Consider the following 21,415-nt stretch of genomic DNA (forward strand, 5'->3'; position numbering starts at 1 on the left):
TCGGGGAGCGCTGAGCAGGCGAGGAACGGCGCAGAGAGCGCAAGGGAGGCGACGCTTGCGGGCGGAGCGGAACAAGGCGGTGCGCCGGAGACGGACGGCGGAGCGGGCGGTGAGCCGGGGAGCGCTGAGGAGGCGTGGAACGGCGCAGAGAGCGCAAGGGAGGCGACGCTTGCGGGCGGAGCGGAACAAGGCGGTGCGCCGGAGCAGGGCGGAGGAGCGGGCGGCGAGCCGGGGAGCGCTGAGGAGGCGAGAAACGGCGCAGAGAGCGCAAGGGAGGCGATGCTTGCAGGCGGAGCGGAACAAGGCGGTGCGACGCGCGTGAGCCTGCGCGGCGAGGAAGAGCCGCCGACGGTGGTCGACGTCGGCACAGGCAGCGGCGCCATCGCCGTGACGCTTGCGGTGCAGCGTCCCCGCTGGCGTGTACGCGCGTCCGACCTATCGCCGGACGCGCTGGCTGTCGCCCGCACGAACGCGGCCCGCCATGAGGCGGCGGGCCGAATGGCGTTCGTGCAGGGCGACCTGCTCGCGCCCTTCCTGGCGGGGCGCGAACCCGGGGGCAGCTCCGCTGCCCCGCGCGTCGGCGAAGCGATCGACGTGCTCGTGTCCAATCCGCCGTACATTCCCGCGGCGGATTTGCAAGGCTTGCAGCGCGAGGTGCGCGACTATGAGCCGCGGCTCGCGCTGGATGGAGGGGCGGACGGGCTGGAGCCGTACCGCCGCATGCTGGAGCAGCTTCCGCTGTTGGCGAAGCTGCCGCGTATCGTCGCGTTCGAGCTCGGCATCGGCCAGCCCCGCATCGTGGCCGATATGCTGCGCGGCATTGGCGCGTGGGACGAGATACGCATCATCGACGATTATGCGGGCATCGAGCGCCACGTGATCGCGGTCCAAACGCAGCCTCGCTAGCGGAAGCGCAGCGACTCGCCGCGTAAATAACGGTAAAAAAAGGCGCTATCCTGCGCAAGCAGGACATCGCCTTTCAAAATAAAGGAATGAATTGGCGTTATTCGGCTCTTTCCCGGCGCTTTGAGGCCGCGGGAGGGCGAATAACGCCTTTTTGTTCCGCTATTTGGCCGAAAAGGGCCAACATTTACGAAATAGCGCCCCAAATTACCGCTATTCGGTTCTTTTCCGGCGCATAGAAGCCGCAGGAGGGCGAATAACGCCTTTTTGTTCCGCTATTTGGCCGAAAAGGTCCAACATTTACGAAATAGCGCCCCAAATTACCGTTATTCGGCTCTTTCCCGGCGCTTTGAGGCCGCGGGAGGGCGAATAACGCCTTTTTGTTCCGCTATTTGGCCGAAAAGGGCCAACATTTACGAAATAGCGCCCCAAATTACCGCTATTCGGCTCTTTTCCGGCGCATAGAAGCCGCAGGAGGGCGAATAACGCCTTGTTGTTCCGCTATTTGGCAGAAAAGGTCCGACATTTGCGAAATAGCACCCCAAATTACCGCTATTTCCACTCCGCGTGGCAGATCCGCAACAGTGAGCGCGAGAAAGGGCTCCCGTCCGCGGTCGAAACCGGCCGATACCGCCATGGGCACCAGCTACGGCGGGGCCGGGCCATCTCCGCCAGGCCGACGCCCGTCTTATTCCGGCATCATGTTCGTGCTGATCGCGATGCGGTTCCAGGCGTTGATCACGACGATGGACATTATGATCTCGCCGATCTGCTTCGAGTCGAAGTAACGGGCCGCTTCCTCGTAGAGGGCATCCGGCACATGCTCCTTCGTGATGACGGTGACGGCTTCCGTAAGCGCGAGGGCGGAGCGTTCCTCCGGCGTGAAATAAGGAGTCTCCCGCCATGCGTTCAGCGCGTAGATGCGCTGCTCGGTTTCGCCGAGGCTTCGGGCTTCCTTCGTATGCATGTTGATGCAGAAGGCGCAGCCGTTCACTTGCGAGGCGCGGATTTTGATCAATTCTTTAAGCCCCGCGCTAAGGCTCGTTCCGTTCACGTATTTCTGAAGACCGAACATCGCCTCATAGGCTCCAGGGAGTTCTTTGTTTATATTCGTTCTCTGTTGCATGGCGTTTCATCTCCTATTTCATTGGTTTAGCAAAGACGCTTAACGGCTCTGTACCTCTAAGACAAAACAGGTCCGCGAATTGTGACATCCGCGACGATTAATTTTTGATCCCTTTTAAAACGGTCTCCAGCTTATCGGGATTGGACACGACGAAAATCCGCTCCGCCTTTCTTTGCCGCTCGTCCCACTGAAAGCACAGAATGCTCGAAGGCCGTCCGTGGCTGTAGAGAATGAAGCCGGGCTGGCCGTTGACGTCGACGAGCTGCTCTCCGTCCCCGAAGAAGCCTTTCGCCAAGGTGCCTTTCAACAAAGCAAGGATGCGCTCCTTGCCGTATATCGGGAAGACGGCCGTGCGAACCTTGCCGCCGCCGTCGGCGAGCAGGACGGCCTCTTCGGCCAGCAGCTCGACCAGCGCCCCGAAGTCTCCGCTTCGAGCCGCCGCGATGAACGTCGCGACGAGCGGCTCGGTGCTGCCGGACGGAGCGGGAGCCGCGGCAAGCGGGTTCAGCTTGCTCTTCGCGCGGCTGAATATTTTGCGGCAGTTCGCTTCCGACTTCCGCAGACATTCGGCGATTTCCGAATACTCGTACTGCAGCGATTCGCGAAGGATGAAGACGGCCCGTTCCGTCGCCGTCAGCTGCTCCAGCATGACGAGCAGCCCGTAGGATACGCTCTCGTCGCGGTCGTAAAGCTCGGCCGGATCCATGGTCTCTCCCGCCTGCCTGACATCCGGCTCCGGCAGCCACGTGCCGGGATAGACCTCCCTTCGCTTGCGGGCCGATTGCAGCACATTGAGACACCGGTTCGTCAGCATGCGGATTAAATAAGCTTTCTCGTTCTCGATCGGACCCGATTGCAAGCGGAAGTAATCCGCGTACACGTCCTGCACCGCGTCCTCGGCTTCGCTGAAGGAGCCGAGCATCCGGTAGGCAATCGACTGCAGCAGCGGTTTATAGGTATCGTAGGCTTGTTGGATTTCCATCATGCATCCGCCTTTAAATTTTTGTTTCTGTGATTATACCTCTTTTGCCATCCGCGCGAAACGTGCGAGCTGGAAATCGTTAGGCAACTGTTTGACAATATTCGGAATATCGATTAAGCTGATTATTGGAAAACGATGAAAACAATTTGTTTTCCAATATATGATTTATGCATTCCGGAAGAAGGTGAACCCTCTTGAAAGACAGAATCGCCGAAGCGGTTGTTCAAGAAATTTTGCAGCGCGGGCTTCGTTTCAGCATAAGGGATGTGGCCGGCGCGCTGGGCGTCAGCACGAAGACGATCTACCAGCATTTCGAATCGAAGGAGCAGATCGTCGCGTATCTGGTCGAGCAGGCGGTCAACGAAATGCGTGAGTGCGAGCGGGACATTATGGCCGATCCCGAATTGTCCACGAAGCAAAAGCTGTTCGAGGTGCTGGTTACGATTCCGAAGGGCTATGCGTTCGGCGATTTGCGGTCGCTTCTCGAGCTGAAGCAAATGTTCCCGCGACAGTGGGCCGTCATGGACGAATATCTTCAGATGGGTTGGGATAATTTCCGTCTGCTCGTCGAACGGGGGCGGGAGGAAGAGGTGCTGCGCCCGTTCGATCCGGAGGTGTTCATCGGCATGTACGTAGGCGCGCTCAACCACTTCATGGACGCCCGCTCCGCCGTAGGTCGCAGGAAGCCGCTCGACCGGGTGCTTAGGGAAATGGTCGGCCTGCTGCTGCAGGGCGTCTATACGGACCGGGACGGCGGTCCCGCCGCAAGCGAAGAGGGGGAAACGAAATGAAAGCTTATTTGTTTTTGGCGCTGGCCATCGTGACCGAAATCGTCGGAACCTCGATGCTGAAGTCTTCCGACAGCTTTACGAAGCTGTACCCGTCCATTGCGACGGTCGTCTGCTTCGCCGCGGCGTTTTACTCGCTCTCCTTGTCGCTTCAGCAAATTCCGCTCGGCACGGCCTACGCTATTTGGTCGGGCGTCGGCACGGCGCTGACGGCCGTGGTCGGGATCGTCGTTTGGAAGGAAACGGCGAATTTGACGACCGCGTTGGGCATTGTTCTGATCATCGCCGGCGTCGTGATTCTTAATCTTAAGGGCGGAGCGCACTGACCGATTGCCGCAGGGGCAAAATAAGAGATTGCTAGGTTTATATAAACGCGATGGCGGACATACTGACGGATAAAGACGTTCCGGGACGCAAGCGGTCGCACCGACGGGTGCGCGAGAGGAGCTTGTGCGTATGTCCAGCTATTATTCCTATAAAACTCATTCCTTATCCCAAAAGAGGTTCGGACCTTATAAATTTCCTTACCGCAAATCGTACGGTTATATCGTATTCGTTCTTATCGTGCTCATCATGAGCTGGGAAGCCCAGCAGATGGACGCCGCGGTCGCGGGCGGCCAAATTCCGCAGGAGGCGATCCGCCTCCGCATTCTCGCCAATTCCGATCGTCCCGCGGATCAAGTCGTGAAGCGGCTGGTCCGGGATGAAATCGTCAAAGCGATGAACGGCTGGGCGACGGGCCCTCAGACGATCGAGGAAGCGCGCCGGACGATCATGGCGAATATGCCGGAAATCGAACGGATCACGGAAGCCGTGCTGAGAAGCCGGGGTTACGATTACGGCTCTTCGGCCGAGCTCGGCATCGTGCCGTTCCCGACGAAAATGTACGGAAACAAAGTTTATCCAGCCGGCGATTATGAGGCGCTTCGCATTACGCTTGGCGCCGGCGAAGGCCAGAACTGGTGGTGCGTGCTGTTCCCGCCGCTATGCTTCATCGATGCGGCAAGCGGCGAGGCCGCGGCGGCAGATGAAGCCGCCGCGGGGACGGAGACGGCTTCGGCCGCTCCCGCGAAGGCGGGAGAGCTGCAGGCGTCCGCGGAGAAGGCGGAGGCTCCCGAAGAAGCAAGCGCGCCGGAGGTCAAGTTCTTTCTGTGGGAAATGATTAAATCGTTCGTGGAGTGGATCAAATCGTTATTTGCATGACCAGCCCAAGCGGCGGCGGCGTCTCGTTACCTGAGACGCCGCCGCCGCTTGCGCTTGGGCCGGTTGCACTCGTTTGCCGGCGCATATGCTATAATAGCGGTGTATTGGTTATTTTAAATAACGAGCAAGGATTGAATGATAGAGATGACGATGACTACTATTTGGCGGGTCGGGCGGCTGGAAGGCGGCCGGCTCGCCACGGAGCTTCGGGAAGCGGCGGAGCTGCTGCGCGGCGGCGGCGTCGTCGCCTTCCCGACGGAGACGGTATACGGGCTTGGCGCCGACGCCCGGAGCACGGCGGCCGTTGGCCGGATTTTTGCCGCGAAGGGGCGGCCCGCGGACAATCCGCTGATCGTGCATATTGCCGACAGGCGGCAGCTGGACGAGCTTGCGCTGTCCCCCTCGGAGCTGGCGGAGACGCTGATGGACCGCTTCTGGCCGGGGCCGCTGACGATCGTGCTGCCCGTACGCGAAGGGGTGCTGTCGCCGCTCGTGACGGCAGGCCTTGCCACCGTCGGGGTGCGGATGCCTGATCACCGGACGGCGCTTGCGCTGCTCGCGCTGGCCGGCTGCCCGGTGGCGGCGCCTAGCGCGAACCGGTCGGGCAAGCCGAGCCCGACGCTGGCGGAGCATGTAATCGAGGACTTGGACGGCCTCATCGACGGTGTCGTTGACGACGGAGCGACCGGGGTCGGACTGGAATCGACCGTCGTCGAGCTGGCCGGCGAGCGTACGATCCGGATTTTGCGTCCCGGCGGCGTTACGCGGGAATCGCTTCAGCTCGCCGTGCCCGGCGCCGTCATCGACGCGGCTTCCTCGGAGGCGCCGGAAGAGGCGCCGCGCTCGCCTGGCATGAAATACGCCCATTATGCCCCCGAGGGCGAGCTCGAGCTCGTACAGGGCCGGCCGGAGGCTGTCGTCCGGTATATCCGCGAGCAGGCCGGCGCCGCTCAGGCGCGCGGCGAAGCAACGGGCGTGCTGGCGTTCGAGGAGAGGCTTGGCTTATACGCCGCGGACCATGTCTATTCGCTCGGCAGCGAATCGGAGCTGGAGGCGGCGGCGCACCGGCTGTACGCGGCGCTGCGCGGCATGGACGCCGGCGGCGTTCAGCGCATATGGGCGGAGGCCTGCCCCGAGCGCGGGATCGGCGCGGCGCTCATGAACCGCATGGCCAAAGCCGCAGGCCACCGAATCGTAACGGTATAGAAGACAAGGCGTATGTTTGTCCTCCCGTCCGCATATGTTTGGTAGAGAAACCAAGCGGACATGGGGGAGATTGGCTTTGATCGACGCACCTTTGCATGCCGGGCAGCTGCTCACGCTGCTCATTATAGCGCTAGCGCTCGGGCTTGACGCCTTTTCGCTCGGACTCGGCATCGGCCTCAAAGGCATTCGGCTGCCGGACGTGCTGAAGCTTGGCGCCGTTATCGCCTTGTTCCATGTTTTGATGCCGCTTGCCGGCATGTTCGCCGGCCATTACGTAAGCGGCCTGCTCGGAGACGTGGCCTCGACCGCCGCGGGCATCCTGCTCGTGCTGCTGGGCGGGCACATGATTTACAGTTCGCTTCGCGGAGAAGCGGTGCAGTCATTCGACCACCGATCATTGTGGGGACTGCTCGTGCTGGCGATCAGCGTGAGCGTCGACTCCTTTTCTGTGGGCATTACGCTCGGGATGTTCGCGGCTAATATATGGGCGACGATCTTGCTGTTCGGCCTGTTCGGCGGGCTGCTGTCGATAATGGGGCTGCTGCTCGGGCGCAAAGTAAGCGGCAATCTCGGCGAATACGGCGAGGCTTGCGGAGGCGCGATTTTGCTCGTATTCGGGGTATTGTTTATTTTTTGAGTCGGAAAGGAGCTGTCGCAAGTGAAACGGATCTTATTTGTGTGTACGGGAAATACGTGCCGCTCGCCAATGGCGGAGGCGATGCTGCGCCGGATGGCCGCCCAGCGGGGAATTACGGTGGCGGTCCGCTCCGCGGGCGTATCGACGGTCGACGGCCTGCCGGTATCGGCGCACGCACTCGAGACGCTTCGGCAGCGCGACATCGAGCATACGGGCTCGTCCCGGGCGCTTACGGGCGAAGCGGTGAATTGGGCCGATCTCATCCTGACCATGACCTCGAGCCACAAGAGGGCGCTGCTGCAATGGTATCCGGAAGCGGTCGACAAGTCGTATACGCTCAAGGAATACGCCAATCAGGACGACGGCGTCCTCGCGGATATCGAGGAATTGGAAGGGTTGTATACGGACCTTCACATGAAGCAGGCGCTCGGGCAGCAGCTATCGTCCTTGGAGCGCAGCCGGCTGCTGGAGCTGGAGCGCCGCATTCCGAGCTTCGACATCGTCGACCCGTTCGGCGGCTCGCTGTCGATGTACAGAAGCTGCGCCGAGGAGCTCGAAGCCGCCGTCTCGAAGCTGCTGGACAAGCTGAAGAAGCGTTAAGGACAGGCGCCGGCGCGCCGCGGAACCGATTGATTTTTCGACCGGCTTCGGCTATTATAACAATATAAGCGTGTATAGGATTTACACCAATAGGGTTTCCGATGTAACTGGCGACGGAAGTGGGCTAACCACGGTGGAGCATCGGAATATACGGCCGGTCGCCTGGGCAAAGAGCAGCATGCTGTTTAAGCATGTCTTGCTCTTTTTTCGTCTTTTTGCTTAAAAATAGGTATACTAGCACTGTGATGCTTCAATTCGAAGGAGGTCTTTTACGTTGAAAATTGCTATTGGCGCCGACCATGGCGGATACAGCCTGAAGCAAGTCGTCGTTCCTTATCTTGAGTCGCTCGGCCATGAAGTCGAGGACGTGGGCTGCGAATGCGACCAATCGGTCGATTACCCCGATTACGCGCTTCCGGTATGCGACCTTGTCGCGAGCGGCAAAGCGGAACGCGGCATCCTGATTTGCGGCACGGGCATCGGCATGTCGATCGCGGCCAACAAAGTTCGGGGCATTCGCTGCGCGCTCGTGCACGACCTGTTCTCGGCGCAAGCGACGAGGGATCATAACGACACGAACGTGCTCGCGATGGGCGAGCGGGTCATCGGTCCGGGCGTAGCCCAGGAAATTATCCGCATCTGGCTGGAGACGCCGTTCTCGAGGGGCGAGCGCCACGTGGGACGATTGAACAAAGTGAAGCAAATCGAAGAGAACGATTCCGCGCGTTCTTAATCGGAGGGCATGCCCTATGACGAAGAAGGATGATTTGATGCTGGGTCGGATCGCGGGCGAGGTGGAGACCGTCGTTCGGGAGCTTGTCAAAGCCGGCGGGATTGCCGCGGGACAATTGCTCGTCGTCGGCGTCAGTACGAGCGAGGTGCTCGGCAAGCGCATCGGCACCGCGGGAACGCTCGAGACGGCTGCCAAGATCTACGCGGGGGTGGAAGCGGTCCGGCAGGAGGCCGGGTTTGTGCCGGCCTTCCAGTGCTGCGAGCATTTGAACCGGGCGCTCGTGATCGAGCGGTCGGCCGCCGAGCGGCTTGGCCTCGAGACCGTAAGCGCCGTGCCTATTCCGAAGGCGGGAGGCTCGATGGCGGCGTACGCCTTCCGCGAGCTGGAGTCGCCTTGCCTGGTAGAAGCCATTCAGGCGCATGCGGGCATCGATATCGGGGACACGTTCATCGGGATGCATCTGAAGCGCGTGGCCGTCCCGGTCAGGCCTTCGATTCGAAGTATCGGAGAGGCGCATGTCACGATGGCCTACGCAAGGCCGAAGCTGATCGGCGGGGTACGCGCCGTGTACGAGCCGGAGCGGGACGAGGGCGCCGGGCAAGCGGCCGGAACATGCGACTAGCTTCCTTATCTTATTTATAGATTCAATGCCGGCTGTCCGGATTAATCAAATAAAAGAGCCAACTAACCGAGGAGGAACTTGAAATGGAAAATTTGCGCAAGCAGGACCCTGAAGTACTAAAAGCGCTCGGCCTGGAGCTTCAACGCCAGCGGGACAACATCGAATTGATCGCTTCGGAAAATATCGTCAGCGAAGCCGTGCTGGAAGCGATGGGCTCGGTGCTTACGAACAAATATGCGGAAGGCTATCCGAGCAAACGCTTCTACGGCGGCTGCGAGCATGTCGACATCGTAGAAGACCTGGCCCGCAACCGCGCGAAGGAGCTGTTCGGCGCCGAGCACGCGAACGTGCAGCCGCACTCCGGCGCGCAGGCGAACATGGCCGTCTATCTTGCCGCGCTCAAGCCTGGCGACACGGTGCTCGGCATGAACCTCGCGCACGGGGGCCACTTGACGCACGGAAGTCCGGTTAACGCATCCGGCTTGCTCTACAACTTCGTGGCATATGGCGTGCAAGAGGATACGTTCATGATCGATTACGAAGAGGTGCGCAAGCTTGCGTTCAAGCACCGTCCGCGCTTGATCGTAGCCGGCGCCAGCGCATACCCTCGCATCATCGATTTCGAGAAGCTCGGCCAAATCGCAAACGACGTAGGCGCCTTGTTCATGGTGGACATGGCTCATATCGCCGGTTTGGTAGCCGCAGGTCTTCACCCAAGCCCGGTGCCGCACGCGCATTTCGTGACGACGACGACGCACAAGACGCTTCGCGGGCCTCGCGGCGGCATGATTCTGTGCCGCAAGCCTTGGGCGGCCGCTATCGATAAAGCGGTGTTCCCGGGTTCGCAAGGCGGTCCGCTGATGCATATCATCGCGGCGAAGGCCGTCGCTTTCGGCGAAGCGCTTCAGCCGGCATTCAAGTCGTATGCGGAGCAAGTCGTCAAAAACGCGAAGGTGCTGTCCGAAGAATTGGCCGCCAAAGGACTCAACATCGTATCCGGCGGCACGGACAACCATCTGATGCTGATCGATACGCGCAACCTGAATATTACGGGCAAAGCGGCCGAGCATGTGCTTGACGAAGTCGGCATTACGGTCAACAAGAACGCCATCCCGTTCGACCCGACCAGCCCGTTCGTCACGTCCGGCATCCGCGTGGGCACGCCTGCGGCCACCGCTCGCGGCATGAACGAGAACGCAATGAAGGTCATTGCAGAAGTCATCGCGCTCGTGCTTAAGAGCCCTGAGGATCAAGAGGTGCTGGCGAAGGCGCGCGGCATGGTGCGTGACCTGACCGCGCAATATCCGCTGTATCCGGCAATGAAATACGAATAAGAAGCAGCTTGCATAGAAGAAACGCCGTCCCGGTGATCCTAACCGGTGACGGCGTTTTTGCATTCCAGGGCATGTAGGCAAAAGGAGGCGATATGTAATAGATATGTGATTTATTATTAAAATAAATATTACCATAATATTACTGTTATGGTACAAGAGAAGAGGTTTTCGGGAGTGGGACATTCGCGTTTTGCGTAAATGTCAGCCTGCTTATTCCTCATGATCTTATCCCTGAACCCCTCGTTTCCCGCCTTGCTGAATTGATTTAAAACGGATATGCATTAATGTATACCCGTTGTAACGCAAATAAGCATTAATGCTTATCCGTATTAGTGCTGATACGTATTAATGCGAACTTGCATTAATGCAAATTCGCATTAATGCAGTGAAGCTTTTAAGGGAAAAACAGCTTTATTCCGCATGCAAGTAAAAATTCGCGCTGGGCATAATAAGATCATGGCATGGAAACTTTTGTGGTCAACATTCGTGTTGACAATTAATAATTCTAAGATGTATATTTTATATCGTCGATTAATATTATCTTAATGTTAGTATTTATGACACGTTAATATTAGTAGTCATCTTCACCCTATTAAAGTCGGTTTTAACAAATTTATATAAAAAATGGGAGTTGATGTTGGTGAAAGGGAGTTTCAAAAGACCGGCACAAGTTATGCTGGTACTCGTCATCGCTTTAAGCATGTTGTTGACCGCATGTGCGGGCAATAACAACAAACCGTCTGAGAATAACGGCGGAGCGGCAACTAACGGAGGAGAAACAACGACGCCTCAAGAATTCCGCTTCACGCTCGCGAGCGAGCCGCCAAGCTTGGATCCCGCCCTCATGACGGATGCGCAATCGAGCATCGTGGCAGCCGGTCTGTACGAAGGTCTTACCCGTCTGAACGCAAACGGCGAGCCGGAGAATGCAATCGCGGAAGAAATAACGGCTTCCGAAGACGGCAAAACTTACACCATCAAGCTTCGCGACGACGTGAAGTGGAGCAACGGCGAAAGTGTTACCGCGCATGACTTCGAATATGCCTGGAAACGCGCTTTGAATCCGGAGACGGCTTCGGAATATGCGTACATGCTCTACTACATCGAGAACGCCGAGAAATATAACACGGGCGGCGGCACGGTCGACGAAGTAGGCGTTAAAGCTACCAACGACTATACGCTGGAAGTGAAATTGTACACGCCTGCGCCTTATTTCCCAAGCCTTATTTCCCACTATACTTATTTACCGGTAAACAAAGGAGCCGTTGACGGCAAGCCCGAGTGGGCTTCCGAGAAAGAGACGATCGTTTCGAACGGTCCTTTCCTTCTGAAGGAATGGGCGCATGAGGACAAGCTCGTACTCGAGAAAAACCCGGACTACTATAATGCGTCCGCCGTTAAATTCGATAAAGTAACGATTTCGTTGATCAACGATACGAACACGGTTTACAACTTGTACGATACGGACAAAATCGACTGGATCGGCGCGCAAGCGGGCTCCGTGCCTACCGACAGAACGCCGCAGCTGGTCGAGGAAGGCAAAGCGACAATCACTTCGGTCGCATCGGTGTACTACTACCTGTTCAACAACAATAAAGCACCGTTCAACAATGCGAAGATCCGTAAAGCTTTCGCTATGTCCGTTGATCGCCAATCGCTGATCGACAACGTTGCAAAAGCGAACCAGCAGCCTGCATTCGGCTTGGTGCCTCCTAGCATCGCCGGCGCCGGCGGCAAAAACTTCCGAGAATTGTACCCGGATACGGATTACTTTAAAGAAGACGTGGAAGAGGCGAAGAAGCTGCTTGCGGAAGGCCTTGCCGAGAGCAACCTGACCGCATTGCCGGAAATTACGCTTCTTTACAACACGGACGACGGCCACAAAGCGATTGCGGAAGCGATCGTCGACATGTGGCGCAAAAACCTTGGCGTAGAAGTGAAGCTGGCTAACCAAGAGTGGGGTACGTTCCTGGAGTCGAGAAAAGCGGGTCAATTCGACATCGCCCGTTCCGGCTGGGGTGCGGACATTAACCACCCGATCAACTTCACGTACGATTTGATTCATTCGAAATCCGGCAACAACGACGGTAAATACAGCAACCCTAAAGTCGATGAGCTGTTGAACAACTCGCTCGTTGCCGCTTCGCCTGAAGAAAGCATCAAAATGATGGCGGAAGCCGAGAAAATCGCATTTGCCGAAGACATGGGCGCTTTGCCTTTGTACTACTACACGACGGTAACCATGCTGAAAGACGGATTTAAAAACGTCGGATCCGATTATGCAGGCCATATCGACTGGGTATTCGGCAGCAAAGAGTAATTCGGTCACTCATGATTGTCAATCTATAGCAACTAACTTAGAGCAACCAGTTTGGGAAAGGGTGTATATAGTCTCTATATATGCCCTTTTTCAAATGCCATTAAGATCGGGAGAGTGGGTGATCGCTTGGTCCGCTTCATTTTAAGCAAATTTTTGTTCATGCTGCTGTCGCTGTTTTTGCTTATTACCGCAACTTTCGTGCTCATGAATGCCGTCCCCGGCAGTCCGTTGCAATCCGAGAAAGCGACAAGCGAACAAGTGCAGAAAAACTTGGAAGCGTATTATGGATTGGACAAACCGCTTATCGTCCAATACGGCACTTATTTGAAAAACCTTGTCAAAGGCGACCTGGGCATTTCCATGAAGAAAAAATTCCAGTCCGTCGACAAAATGATAGCTCAATCCTTTGGTTATTCGTTGAAACTAGGCATTTCGGCCATTATTACGTCCGTTGTCGTGGGCAGCATTCTTGGTATTTTGGCAGCAATGCATCACCGCAAGTTTTTGGATAATCTCGCTATGATCCTTGCCGTTATCGGCCTCGCGATACCAAGCTTGGTCTTGGCGCCTTTATTGCAATATTTATTCGCGGTTAAAATTAGAATATTCGAAGTGGCCGGCCTGAACGGCCCTATGGACTACGTCTTGCCGACTATCGCTTTGGCATCCGGTCCTATCGCTTTTATCGCAAGATTGCTCAGATCCACCATGATCGAAGTTTTGAACTCGGATTTCATTAAAACTGCCAAATCCAAAGGACTTTCCGGCTACGTCATCGTCATGCGGCATGCGCTTCGCAATTCCATGCTGCCCGTTGTTACGTACTTGGGTTACCTGACGGCCGGTATTATTACCGGGTCCGTGGTCATCGAAGAGATTTTCGGCATTCCGGGAATCGGAAAGTACTTTGTTCAGAGTGTAACGGATAGAGATTACCCATTGATTATGGGGATCACGATTTTTTACGCCATCATCCTGATGGCGACCCGATTCTTGGCCGATATCGCATATGTGTTCGTCGATCCGCGCATGCGGGCGTCCGGCGGAAAGGTGGGGAAATAATTCATGTCTAAGCGTGTAGACATAAATTCCTTAGGCAATCTGACGCCGGGAGCGTTTGAGAAAATAAACAGGGACCTCGGCGGCCGGGACGAAGCCGGGCGCAAGAGCTTGACCGCCTGGCAGGATATCCGGATGCGTCTTCTTAGCAACAAGCTGGCCATGACGGGATTCTGGATTATTATAGCGATCATCCTGTGCGCGATCTGCGTGCCATTTATTTCACCGAACGACCATTTCACGAACGATCTGACGAATACGAACCAGCCGCCGAGCGCCGCCCATTGGTTCGGCACCGACGATCTTGGCCGCGACATGCTGGAGAGAGCCTGGAAGGGCGCGCAGGTATCGATTTTCGTCGGCTTGATGGCCGCGTTGATCGACCTTGTAATCGGCATTATTTACGGCGGCATCATGGGTTATTACGGCGGCAAAGTCGACGAGATCATGAACCGCTTCGCCGAAATTTTATATTCGATTCCTTATTTGCTCGTCGTCATCCTGCTGCTCGTCGTGATGGAGCCAAGCTTGACCACCATCATTATCGCCATGTCCATTACGGGCTGGATCAATATGGCCTGGATCGTGCGCGGCCAGATCATGCAGCTCAAGAACCAGGAATACGCCTTGGCGTCCAAGTCTTTGGGCGCAGGCGCGATGCGCATTATTTTCCGCCATCTGATTCCGAACGCGATGGGCCCGATACTCGTAACGCTTACGCTGACGGTGCCTAGCGCGATCTTTACCGAAGCTTTCTTAAGCTTCCTCGGCCTCGGCGTTCAATCGCCGGTCGCATCGTGGGGAACGATGATCGACGACGGCATCGGCGCCATGACGATTTATCCATGGAGATTGCTGTTCCCGGCATTCCTCCTGAGCTTGACGATATTCGCCTTTAACGTATTCGGCGACGGCCTGCGGGACGCGTTCGATCCGAAGCTGAAAAAATAAAAACAACCCGTGTAGCGGAGAGGAGGTCGCGTAAGATGAAGACCTTGCTGGAAGTGAAAGATTTAAGCGTGTCGTTCGACGTGTACGGCGGCGAAGTGCAAGCCGTCCGCAATGTCAGCTTCGACGTGAAGAAGGGGGAAGCGGTCGCGATCGTCGGCGAGTCCGGTTCCGGCAAATCCGTGACGGCCCAATCGATCATGAGGCTGATTCCGTCTCCTCCGAGCAGAATCAAGAGCGGCTCCGTCCTGTTCGAAGGTGAAGAGCTGCTGAAGCTGTCGGAGAAAGAGATGCAGAAGGTGCGCGGCAACAAAATCGGCATGATCTTTCAAGATCCGATGACGTCCCTCAATCCGACGATGACCGTCGGGGACCAGATCATGGAGGGACTCGTCAAGCACCAGAACATGAACGCGGCCGGCGCGAAGGCGCGCGCGATCGAAATGCTGCAGCTTGTCGGCATTCCGAATCCCGAGGCCCGCATCAAGCAATATCCGCATCAATTCTCGGGGGGGATGCGCCAGCGGGTCATGATCGCGATTGCGCTCGCTTGCAACCCATCTCTGCTGATCGCGGACGAGCCGACGACGGCGCTCGACGTCACCATCCAGGCGCAAATCATGCGCGTCATGAAGGATTTGCAGGCGAAGATGGGCACGTCGATCATTTTGATCACGCATGACCTCGGCGTCGTCGCCGACGTGTGCGACCGCGTCATCGTCATGTATGCCGGACGCGTCGTCGAGACGGGCACGAAGTGGGAAATTTTCCAAAATCCGCAGCATCCGTATACGCGCGGCTTGCTTCGCTCCCTGCCTCGCCTTGACCAGAAGAAAGACGAGCCGCTCATCCCGATTCCGGGGACGCCGCCGGATCTGATCAAGCCGCCGGCCGGCTGCAGCTTCTGCGCGCGCTGCGACGAAGCGATGAAGGTATGCGTGGACAACGATCCGGATCTGCATGGCATCAAGGGCAGCGACTCCCATGCGGCCGCCTGCTGGATGCTGCATCCGTACGCAAACAGGGAGGTGCCGGTATGAGCTCCCCATTAGTGCAAGTGAACGATTTGCGCAAGTTTTTTAATTTGGGCAAAGGGAAAATTTTGAAAGCCGTCAACGAGATCAACTTCTCAATCGGGCGCGGCGAGACGGTCGGCGTCGTCGGCGAATCCGGCTGCGGCAAGTCGACCGCGGGACGGACGATCATGCGGCTGTACGAGCCGACGAGCGGCGGCGTGACGTTCGATGGGAAGGACATCTACAAGCTGCGCGGCTCGGAGCTGAAGGCGCTGCGACGCAATATGCAGATGATTTTCCAGGATCCTTACGCGTCCCTGAACCCCCGCATGACGGTAACCGATATTATCGGGGAAGCGCTGGATATTCACAAGCTTGCGGGAAGCGCGAAGGAACGCAAGAAGAAGGTGGAGGGCCTGCTCGATCTGGTCAACCTGAACCCCGAGCACGCGACGCGCTATCCGCACGAGTTCTCGGGCGGGCAGCGTCAGCGCATCGGCATCGCGCGCGCGCTCGCGGTCGATCCGAAGTTCATCATCGCCGACGAGCCGATCTCCGCCCTGGACGTCTCCATTCAGGCGCAGGTCGTCAACCTGATGCAGGATCTGCAGCGGAAGATGGGGCTGACCTATCTGTTCATCGCGCATGACCTGTCGATGGTCAAGCATATCAGCGACCGCGTCGCGGTCATGTATTTGGGCAAAATCGTAGAGTTTGCGGAAAGCAGCGAGCTGTACGACAATCCGCGCCATCCGTACACGCGGGCGCTGCTGTCCGCGATTCCGATTCCCGACCCGCAGGTCGAAGCGGAGCGGGAGCGCATCGTGCTGAAGGGCGATTTGCCAAGTCCGATCAATCCGCCGAGAGGCTGCCAGTTCCATACGCGCTGCCCGATCGCGACGGAGAAGTGCAAGACGGACGAACCGAAATTGCTCGAGGTGAGCAAGGGGCATTTCGCTTCTTGCCATTACGCATAAAAATAGGAGAGGCCGTCTTCCGAACGGGGTTGCCCGGGCGGAGGACGGCCTTTTCGGCGTCCGCGCCGGTTTTAATCGACAGAGCGGCCGCGGTATGTGTTAATATATGGATATACACGTTTTCAGGGAGGTACAGATGACGGAATTCGTAACGATATTGATTATTGTCATAGCCATTATCCTCATCGTGCGCGCCGTTACGGTCGCCGCCGGCGCCGCCCGCAGGGCATCCGGGGAAGGAAGCGGCGGCCGCCGCGGCTACGGCCGGACGAACGCGTTCGCCCCGTGGCCGGCCGATGAGGTTCCGGCCTCGCTCGGCGTGCCGTCCGGACATCCGGCCAGACCGGCCGCCGAGAGGCTGGAGTCGGCGCTTGGCCCGGATATCGAGAGCCGGGTGAAGGACCGGGTATTACGCGAGCATCCGAATGTGTCGGAGCGGGAGTGGAACTGGACATGGTTCGAGCTTAAGCGCTACTTCCTCATGTGCGGCGTTCTTCGGGGCGTTCCGATGTACAGCGGGCAGGCGGACGCGGCATGGCACGAGTTCCTCATGTTTACGAGGGAATACGAGCAGTTCTGTACTCGATTCTGCGGCGAGATGATCCATCATGCGCCGCATGCCCCCGGCGCACAGCCGCATCCGGACGAGAGAGCCTGGTTCGATTGGGTATACGCCGAGCTCTTCGCCCAGGCGCCGGCCAGCGGCAGGCTGTGGGGAGCTTTTTTCCGAACCCGGCTGTCGCCGCAAAAGCTGGAGGAGCTTGAGAGCCTGGGCAGAGAGGCGCTGCGCTCGCAATGGTTTAACGTAAAGGCTGCGGCGAAATATTCGGATTTAAGCGACACGGCCGACTATTTGATCGATCGCGCGAAGAAGCAGCTGGCCGCAGCGCATAGAGGCGATAAGGACTTCGGCGGAACGCGCAGGCCCGTCGATGGCGGCGGCTATGATCCCGCGCTCGGTACGGCCGGCTTGCTGTCGGGCGTTCTCATTTTTCACTCGATCGCAAGCCCCGACGATTTCGCGAGGCAGATGGATCAGGAGCAGAACGAGGAGGAACGCAAGGCGAACGGAAGCGGCGATTCCACTTACGTCTGCAGCGCGTCGTCGGACGACGGCAGGGACAATGCGGGCGGACATGACGGCGGCGGATCGGGCGGCGACTCGTCCGGCGGCGGTGACGGCGGCGGGGGCGGGGGATCATCCTGCGGCTCCTCCTGCGGCGGAGGCGGAGGCTGCGGCAGTTAGGCGGGATGCCTCGTTCCGGAAGTTGGAAGGACAGCGCTTGGCGGCGCTGTCTTTTTTATGTACTGCCCGCTAGTATCGAGAGCCCTGCCTATTATTAGGAAGTCATTTCCTTTCAGGCGCGTCCGAAGGGCATGCTTTGGTTTAGTTTTACATCTGGATACGAATAGTAAGATTAATGATTTTTTATGCTCCTTCGCGCAAAACACAAGATGCAACGGCCTGTTTACAGTGCTATAATATACGGGATTGTGTTTAGGCCTTACAACAACAAACGGGAGGAATACCGCTCCATGAGCAAATTAGTCATTTGCGACCATCCGTTAATTCAGCACAAGCTGACTTTTATTCGGAATAAAGAGACGAATACGAAAGATTTTCGGGAACTCGTCGATGAAGTCGCAACCTTAATGTTATACGAATTGACGAGGGAAATTCCGCTTGAGACGATCAAGGTGCAGACGCCGGTCGCCGAGATGGATTCGAAAATCATATCAGGCAGAATGCTCGGCCTCGTGCCGATTCTGCGAGCGGGACTCGGCATGGTGGACGGCATACTCAAGCTGATCCCGTCGGCCAAGGTCGGCCATATCGGCCTTGCCCGCGACCACGAGACGCTGCAGCCGAAGGAATATTACATTAATTTGCCGACGGACGCCCCGAACCGCCTGCTGATCGTGATCGATCCGATGCTGGCGACCGGAGGCTCGGCGATCGCGGCGATCAACTCGCTCAAGAGCCGCAACTGCGACCAGATCAAGCTGATGTGTCTCATCGCGGCCCCGGAAGGCGTGAAGGCGGTGCAGGACGCGCATCCGGACGTCGACATTTACATCGCCGCGCTGGACGAGCGTCTTAACGAGAAAGGCTACATCGTTCCCGGCCTCGGCGATGCCGGCGACCGCATGTTCGGCACGAATTAGCGCAATTGGCGCGAGTTTTATAATAGGAGTGGAATGATTTGTCCAAACTGAAGGTAATGACAATTTTCGGTACCCGCCCGGAGGCGGTCAAGATGGCGCCGCTCGTTCTCGAGCTGCAGAAGCGAGAGGAAGAAATCGAATCGATCGTATGCGTGACGGCCCAGCATCGCCAAATGCTGGACCAGGTGCTCGATTTCTTCGAGATCAGCCCCAATTACGACCTGAACGTGATGAAAGACCGCCAGACGCTGACCGAGACGACGGTTCGCGTGCTTGAAGGGCTCGATCCGGTATTGGCGCAGGCGAAGCCGGACATCGTGCTCGTTCACGGCGATACGCAGACGACGTTCCTGGCCAGCTACGCCGCGTTTCTGAAGCAGATCCAGGTCGGCCACGTCGAGGCGGGCCTGCGGACATGGAACAAGATGTCCCCGTATCCGGAGGAAATGAACCGGCAGCTGGCCGGCGTGCTCTCGGACGTGCATTTCGCGCCGACGGAATGGTCCGCGGGCAACCTGCGCAAAGAGAACAAGCCGGAGGCTTCGATCTACGTAACCGGCAATACGGCGGCCGACGTGTTCCAATACACGGTGGACGAGTCGTTCTCGCATCCGGTCATCGACTGGGCGAAGGGCAAGCGAATGATTCTGATGACCGCGCACCGGCGGGAAGCGCTAGGCGAGCCGCACCGGAACATCTTCCGCGCGGTCAAGCGGATCGCGGACGAGCATGAGGACGTGGCCGTCGTATACGCCGTCCATCCGAATCCCGCGGTAAGGGAGCCCGCGAACGAAATATTGGGCGACCATCCCCGCATCCGTCTGATCGAGCCGCTCGACGTCTTTGAATTCCATAACTTTTATCCGCACGCGTACATGATCATGACCGATTCCGGCGGCTTGCAGGAGGAGGCGCCTTCCTTCGGCGTGCCGACGCTTGTGCTGCGCGATACGACGGAGCGGCCGGAAGGCATCGAAGCGGGAACGCTCGAGCTGGTCGGCACGGACGAGGAGCGGGTTTATGGCCGGGCGAAGGCGCTTCTGAACGATCCGCAGCTCTACGGCCGCATGAGCCAGGCAGCCAATCCGTACGGCGACGGCCGGGCTTCGGAGCGGATCGCGGACGCGATATTGCATCATTTTGGAAGACGCGGACAGCGTCCCGACTCGTTCACACAACGTTCATAGTTTACGTCCCGCCCGCGGACTCCCTCCAAAATGTACAGCATACAGTAGTACTGTACGGTTTTCGCGGCTTGGAACACCTTATAAATCAAGGGTTTTGGTCGAAAAGATTGTCTTTATATCAATTGACAAACCTTGCGCCGCTTCGATAAAATAAATGAGGATTGACAGGGGTATAAGCCTATGAGCAAAAAGAACAGAAGGGACAATCCGCTCTTCGCGGCGGGTCTTGTCGGCGCGCTGGGCATCCAAGTCGCCGTTTGTATCTTTTTAGGTTATTGGATCGGATCCTACCTGGACGGCCGCATCGGAACCGGCAGAGGTTGGACGGTCGGAGGCATCCTGGTCGGTCTGGCTGTCGGAATACTCTCAGCCATTCTGCTCGTGAAGAAGGTTATGGAGGAATCCGATGGATAACATAATGAAGACAGCGGTGCGCGCCCTTTTTTACGCGATGGCGGTATGCCTTATTGTATGGGCTTTCTTGCCGGAGTGGCGTACGGTGTCCCTCGGACTTCTGCTTGGGCTCGCGGCAAGCTACATGAATGCGTTTTTACTGAGGCGCAGGGTGGAGCTCGTAGCGATGCGGGCGGCGGGCGGCGGGCCGCGCAAGATGGGGCTTGGCCTTGGAAGCCGAATCGCGACGGTGCTGTTGGTTGCGATGCTTGCCTACCGTTTCCCGGAGAAGTTCAGCATGCCGGCCGCTTTAATCGGATGCATGGTCATGCCGTTTATTCTTCTGGCAGCAGCTTATATTCACAATAAACGACAATCTTAGCGGAAAGGGGTGAAAATTTTACATGCATGAATTTCCCATATGGCAATTAGGGCCGCTTGATATCGAAATTGCCAGCTTTATCGCCATCACGATTTCTGCGCTGGTGACGTTCCTTGTCGCAAGGCTTGCGGTCGCGAACTTGTCGGTGGACAACCCGTCCAAGATGCAAAATTTTCTGGAGTGGGTCGTCGATTTCGTTCACAACCTCATCTCCAGCGCGATGCCTCTGAAGCGGGTTAAGCCGTTTCTATCGCTGGGCATGACGCTGATCATGTTTATCTTCATCTCCAACCTGCTTGGCCTGCCATTCGGTATCGTGACCGTGCCGCATCATGAGATGCTTTGGCTGGGCATTACGGAAGAGATGGTTAAGGAACATGTCGAGATCGCCTGGTGGAAATCGCCGACGGCCGATATTTCGGTGACGGCGGGGCTAGCCCTGATCGTATTCGTCATCGTACATTATCTTGGCCTGAAGCTGAACAACAAGCATTACCTGAAGCACTATTTCCACCCGTATCCGATATTCTTCCCGGTCAACATCATCGAGACCATTTCGAAGCCGGTTACGCTTGCGCTGCGGCTATTCGCCAACATTTATGCGGGCGAGGTTCTGATCGCGACGATTCTGATGCTCAAATGGGTCGGCATTCCGTTCCTTATCGCATGGCAGGGCTTCAGTATATTCGTAGGCGGCATCCAGGCGTTCCTGTTCACGATGCTGACGATGGTGTACATCTCCCAAGCGGCGATCCACGACGAGGACGACCACCACTAGCAAGGCGCTTAATTCCTTGAGCGAGCATCAAGCTCTGGGTTTGGCTATATAACAA

At 57.4% G+C, this 21,415-nt stretch carries 23 protein-coding genes and 1 riboswitch; of the genes, 21 read left to right on the plus strand and 2 right to left on the minus strand.

Annotated elements, in window-relative coordinates; all coding sequences use genetic code 11:
* On the plus strand, window positions 1-906 hold a 906-nt coding region (locus IDH41_RS07005), incomplete at its 5' end, for a N5-glutamine methyltransferase family protein (RefSeq protein WP_223829515.1).
* A gap of 685 nt (window positions 907-1,591) precedes the next feature.
* On the opposite strand, the gene IDH41_RS07010 is transcribed toward IDH41_RS07005, so the two are convergent.
* Both IDH41_RS07010 and IDH41_RS07015 read right to left on the minus strand, forming a co-directional pair.
* Window positions 1,592-2,029 (minus strand): carboxymuconolactone decarboxylase family protein, encoded by a 438-nt coding sequence (locus IDH41_RS07010; protein WP_190859532.1) that lies wholly within the window; start codon window positions 2,027-2,029, stop codon window positions 1,592-1,594.
* A 97-nt stretch (window positions 2,030-2,126) separates the two neighbouring features.
* Entirely contained in the window at window positions 2,127-3,011 is an 885-nt protein-coding gene (locus tag IDH41_RS07015) for a sigma-70 family RNA polymerase sigma factor (RefSeq protein WP_190859534.1), read from the minus strand.
* Between the two features lie 194 nt (window positions 3,012-3,205).
* Here IDH41_RS07015 and IDH41_RS07020 point away from each other — a divergent pair, with 194 nt between their 5' ends.
* The 20 genes from IDH41_RS07020 to atpB all read left to right on the plus strand — a co-directional run bounded on the left by IDH41_RS07020 (window position 3,206) and on the right by atpB (window position 21,360).
* On the plus strand, window positions 3,206-3,802 hold the full coding sequence (locus IDH41_RS07020) for a TetR/AcrR family transcriptional regulator (RefSeq protein WP_190859536.1): 597 nt from the start codon (window positions 3,206-3,208) through the stop codon (window positions 3,800-3,802).
* Window positions 3,799-4,125: a DMT family transporter gene (locus IDH41_RS07025; RefSeq protein ID WP_190859538.1), complete on the plus strand. Its 327-nt coding sequence runs from the start codon at window positions 3,799-3,801 to the stop codon at window positions 4,123-4,125. Before IDH41_RS07020 ends, IDH41_RS07025 begins: the two co-directional genes overlap by 4 nt.
* Window positions 4,126-4,255: 130 nt before the next feature.
* Window positions 4,256-5,002: a stage II sporulation protein R gene (spoIIR, locus tag IDH41_RS07030; protein ID WP_190859540.1), complete on the plus strand. Its 747-nt coding sequence runs from the start codon at window positions 4,256-4,258 to the stop codon at window positions 5,000-5,002.
* 144 nt (window positions 5,003-5,146) lie between these two features.
* Window positions 5,147-6,208, plus strand: a complete 1,062-nt coding sequence (locus IDH41_RS07035; protein ID WP_223829516.1) for an L-threonylcarbamoyladenylate synthase — start codon at window positions 5,147-5,149, stop codon at window positions 6,206-6,208.
* Window positions 6,209-6,284: 76 nt separating this feature from the next.
* A complete protein-coding gene (locus tag IDH41_RS07040) occupies window positions 6,285-6,845 on the plus strand; it encodes a manganese efflux pump MntP (protein ID WP_223829517.1) in 561 nt (186 codons plus the stop codon).
* 21 nt (window positions 6,846-6,866) lie between these two features.
* Window positions 6,867-7,445, plus strand: a complete 579-nt coding sequence (locus tag IDH41_RS07045; RefSeq protein ID WP_190859543.1) for a low molecular weight protein arginine phosphatase — start codon at window positions 6,867-6,869, stop codon at window positions 7,443-7,445.
* Window positions 7,446-7,538: 93 nt separating this feature from the next.
* Window positions 7,539-7,620, plus strand: a riboswitch (ZMP/ZTP riboswitch).
* Between the two features lie 99 nt (window positions 7,621-7,719).
* Window positions 7,720-8,178, plus strand: coding sequence for a ribose 5-phosphate isomerase B (gene rpiB, locus IDH41_RS07050; RefSeq protein WP_190859544.1), 459 nt, complete (start codon window positions 7,720-7,722; stop codon window positions 8,176-8,178).
* A 16-nt stretch (window positions 8,179-8,194) separates the two neighbouring features.
* Window positions 8,195-8,800, plus strand: coding sequence for a TIGR01440 family protein (locus tag IDH41_RS07055; RefSeq protein WP_190859545.1), 606 nt, complete (start codon window positions 8,195-8,197; stop codon window positions 8,798-8,800).
* Between the two features lie 83 nt (window positions 8,801-8,883).
* Window positions 8,884-10,134: a serine hydroxymethyltransferase gene (gene glyA, locus IDH41_RS07060; protein WP_190859546.1), complete on the plus strand. Its 1,251-nt coding sequence runs from the start codon at window positions 8,884-8,886 to the stop codon at window positions 10,132-10,134.
* Between the two features lie 640 nt (window positions 10,135-10,774).
* Window positions 10,775-12,454, plus strand: coding sequence for a peptide ABC transporter substrate-binding protein (locus tag IDH41_RS07065; protein ID WP_317890692.1), 1,680 nt, complete (start codon window positions 10,775-10,777; stop codon window positions 12,452-12,454).
* Window positions 12,455-12,580: 126 nt separating this feature from the next.
* Complete coding sequence (locus IDH41_RS07070) at window positions 12,581-13,516, plus strand: ABC transporter permease (protein WP_190859749.1); 936 nt, start codon at window positions 12,581-12,583, stop codon at window positions 13,514-13,516.
* A gap of 3 nt (window positions 13,517-13,519) precedes the next feature.
* The gene (locus IDH41_RS07075; RefSeq protein WP_190859547.1) at window positions 13,520-14,464 is read left to right on the plus strand and encodes an ABC transporter permease; all 945 of its coding nucleotides are present in this window, start codon (window positions 13,520-13,522) and stop codon (window positions 14,462-14,464) included.
* 35 nt (window positions 14,465-14,499) lie between these two features.
* A complete protein-coding gene (locus IDH41_RS07080) occupies window positions 14,500-15,501 on the plus strand; it encodes an ABC transporter ATP-binding protein (protein WP_190859549.1) in 1,002 nt (333 codons plus the stop codon).
* Window positions 15,498-16,454 (plus strand): ABC transporter ATP-binding protein, encoded by a 957-nt coding sequence (locus IDH41_RS07085; RefSeq protein WP_190859551.1) that lies wholly within the window; start codon window positions 15,498-15,500, stop codon window positions 16,452-16,454. Before IDH41_RS07080 ends, IDH41_RS07085 begins: the two co-directional genes overlap by 4 nt.
* A gap of 136 nt (window positions 16,455-16,590) precedes the next feature.
* Window positions 16,591-17,700: a glycine-rich domain-containing protein gene (locus tag IDH41_RS07090; RefSeq protein ID WP_190859553.1), complete on the plus strand. Its 1,110-nt coding sequence runs from the start codon at window positions 16,591-16,593 to the stop codon at window positions 17,698-17,700.
* A 290-nt stretch (window positions 17,701-17,990) separates the two neighbouring features.
* Window positions 17,991-18,620 (plus strand): uracil phosphoribosyltransferase, encoded by a 630-nt coding sequence (gene upp / locus IDH41_RS07095; protein WP_190859555.1) that lies wholly within the window; start codon window positions 17,991-17,993, stop codon window positions 18,618-18,620.
* A 38-nt stretch (window positions 18,621-18,658) separates the two neighbouring features.
* Complete coding sequence (gene wecB / locus IDH41_RS07100) at window positions 18,659-19,807, plus strand: non-hydrolyzing UDP-N-acetylglucosamine 2-epimerase (protein WP_317890693.1); 1,149 nt, start codon at window positions 18,659-18,661, stop codon at window positions 19,805-19,807.
* Window positions 19,808-19,987: 180 nt separating this feature from the next.
* A complete protein-coding gene (locus IDH41_RS07105; RefSeq protein ID WP_190859556.1) occupies window positions 19,988-20,221 on the plus strand; it encodes an AtpZ/AtpI family protein in 234 nt (77 codons plus the stop codon).
* Window positions 20,214-20,582, plus strand: coding sequence for an ATP synthase subunit I (locus IDH41_RS07110; RefSeq protein ID WP_190859559.1), 369 nt, complete (start codon window positions 20,214-20,216; stop codon window positions 20,580-20,582). Before IDH41_RS07105 ends, IDH41_RS07110 begins: the two co-directional genes overlap by 8 nt.
* Window positions 20,583-20,604: 22 nt before the next feature.
* Window positions 20,605-21,360, plus strand: a complete 756-nt coding sequence (gene atpB, locus IDH41_RS07115; RefSeq protein ID WP_190859561.1) for a F0F1 ATP synthase subunit A — start codon at window positions 20,605-20,607, stop codon at window positions 21,358-21,360.
* The last annotated feature ends 55 nt before the right edge of the window (window positions 21,361-21,415 follow it).

The sequence above is a fragment of the Paenibacillus arenilitoris genome, from assembly GCF_014705655.1.
Lineage (GTDB): Bacteria > Bacillota > Bacilli > Paenibacillales > Paenibacillaceae > Pristimantibacillus > Pristimantibacillus arenilitoris.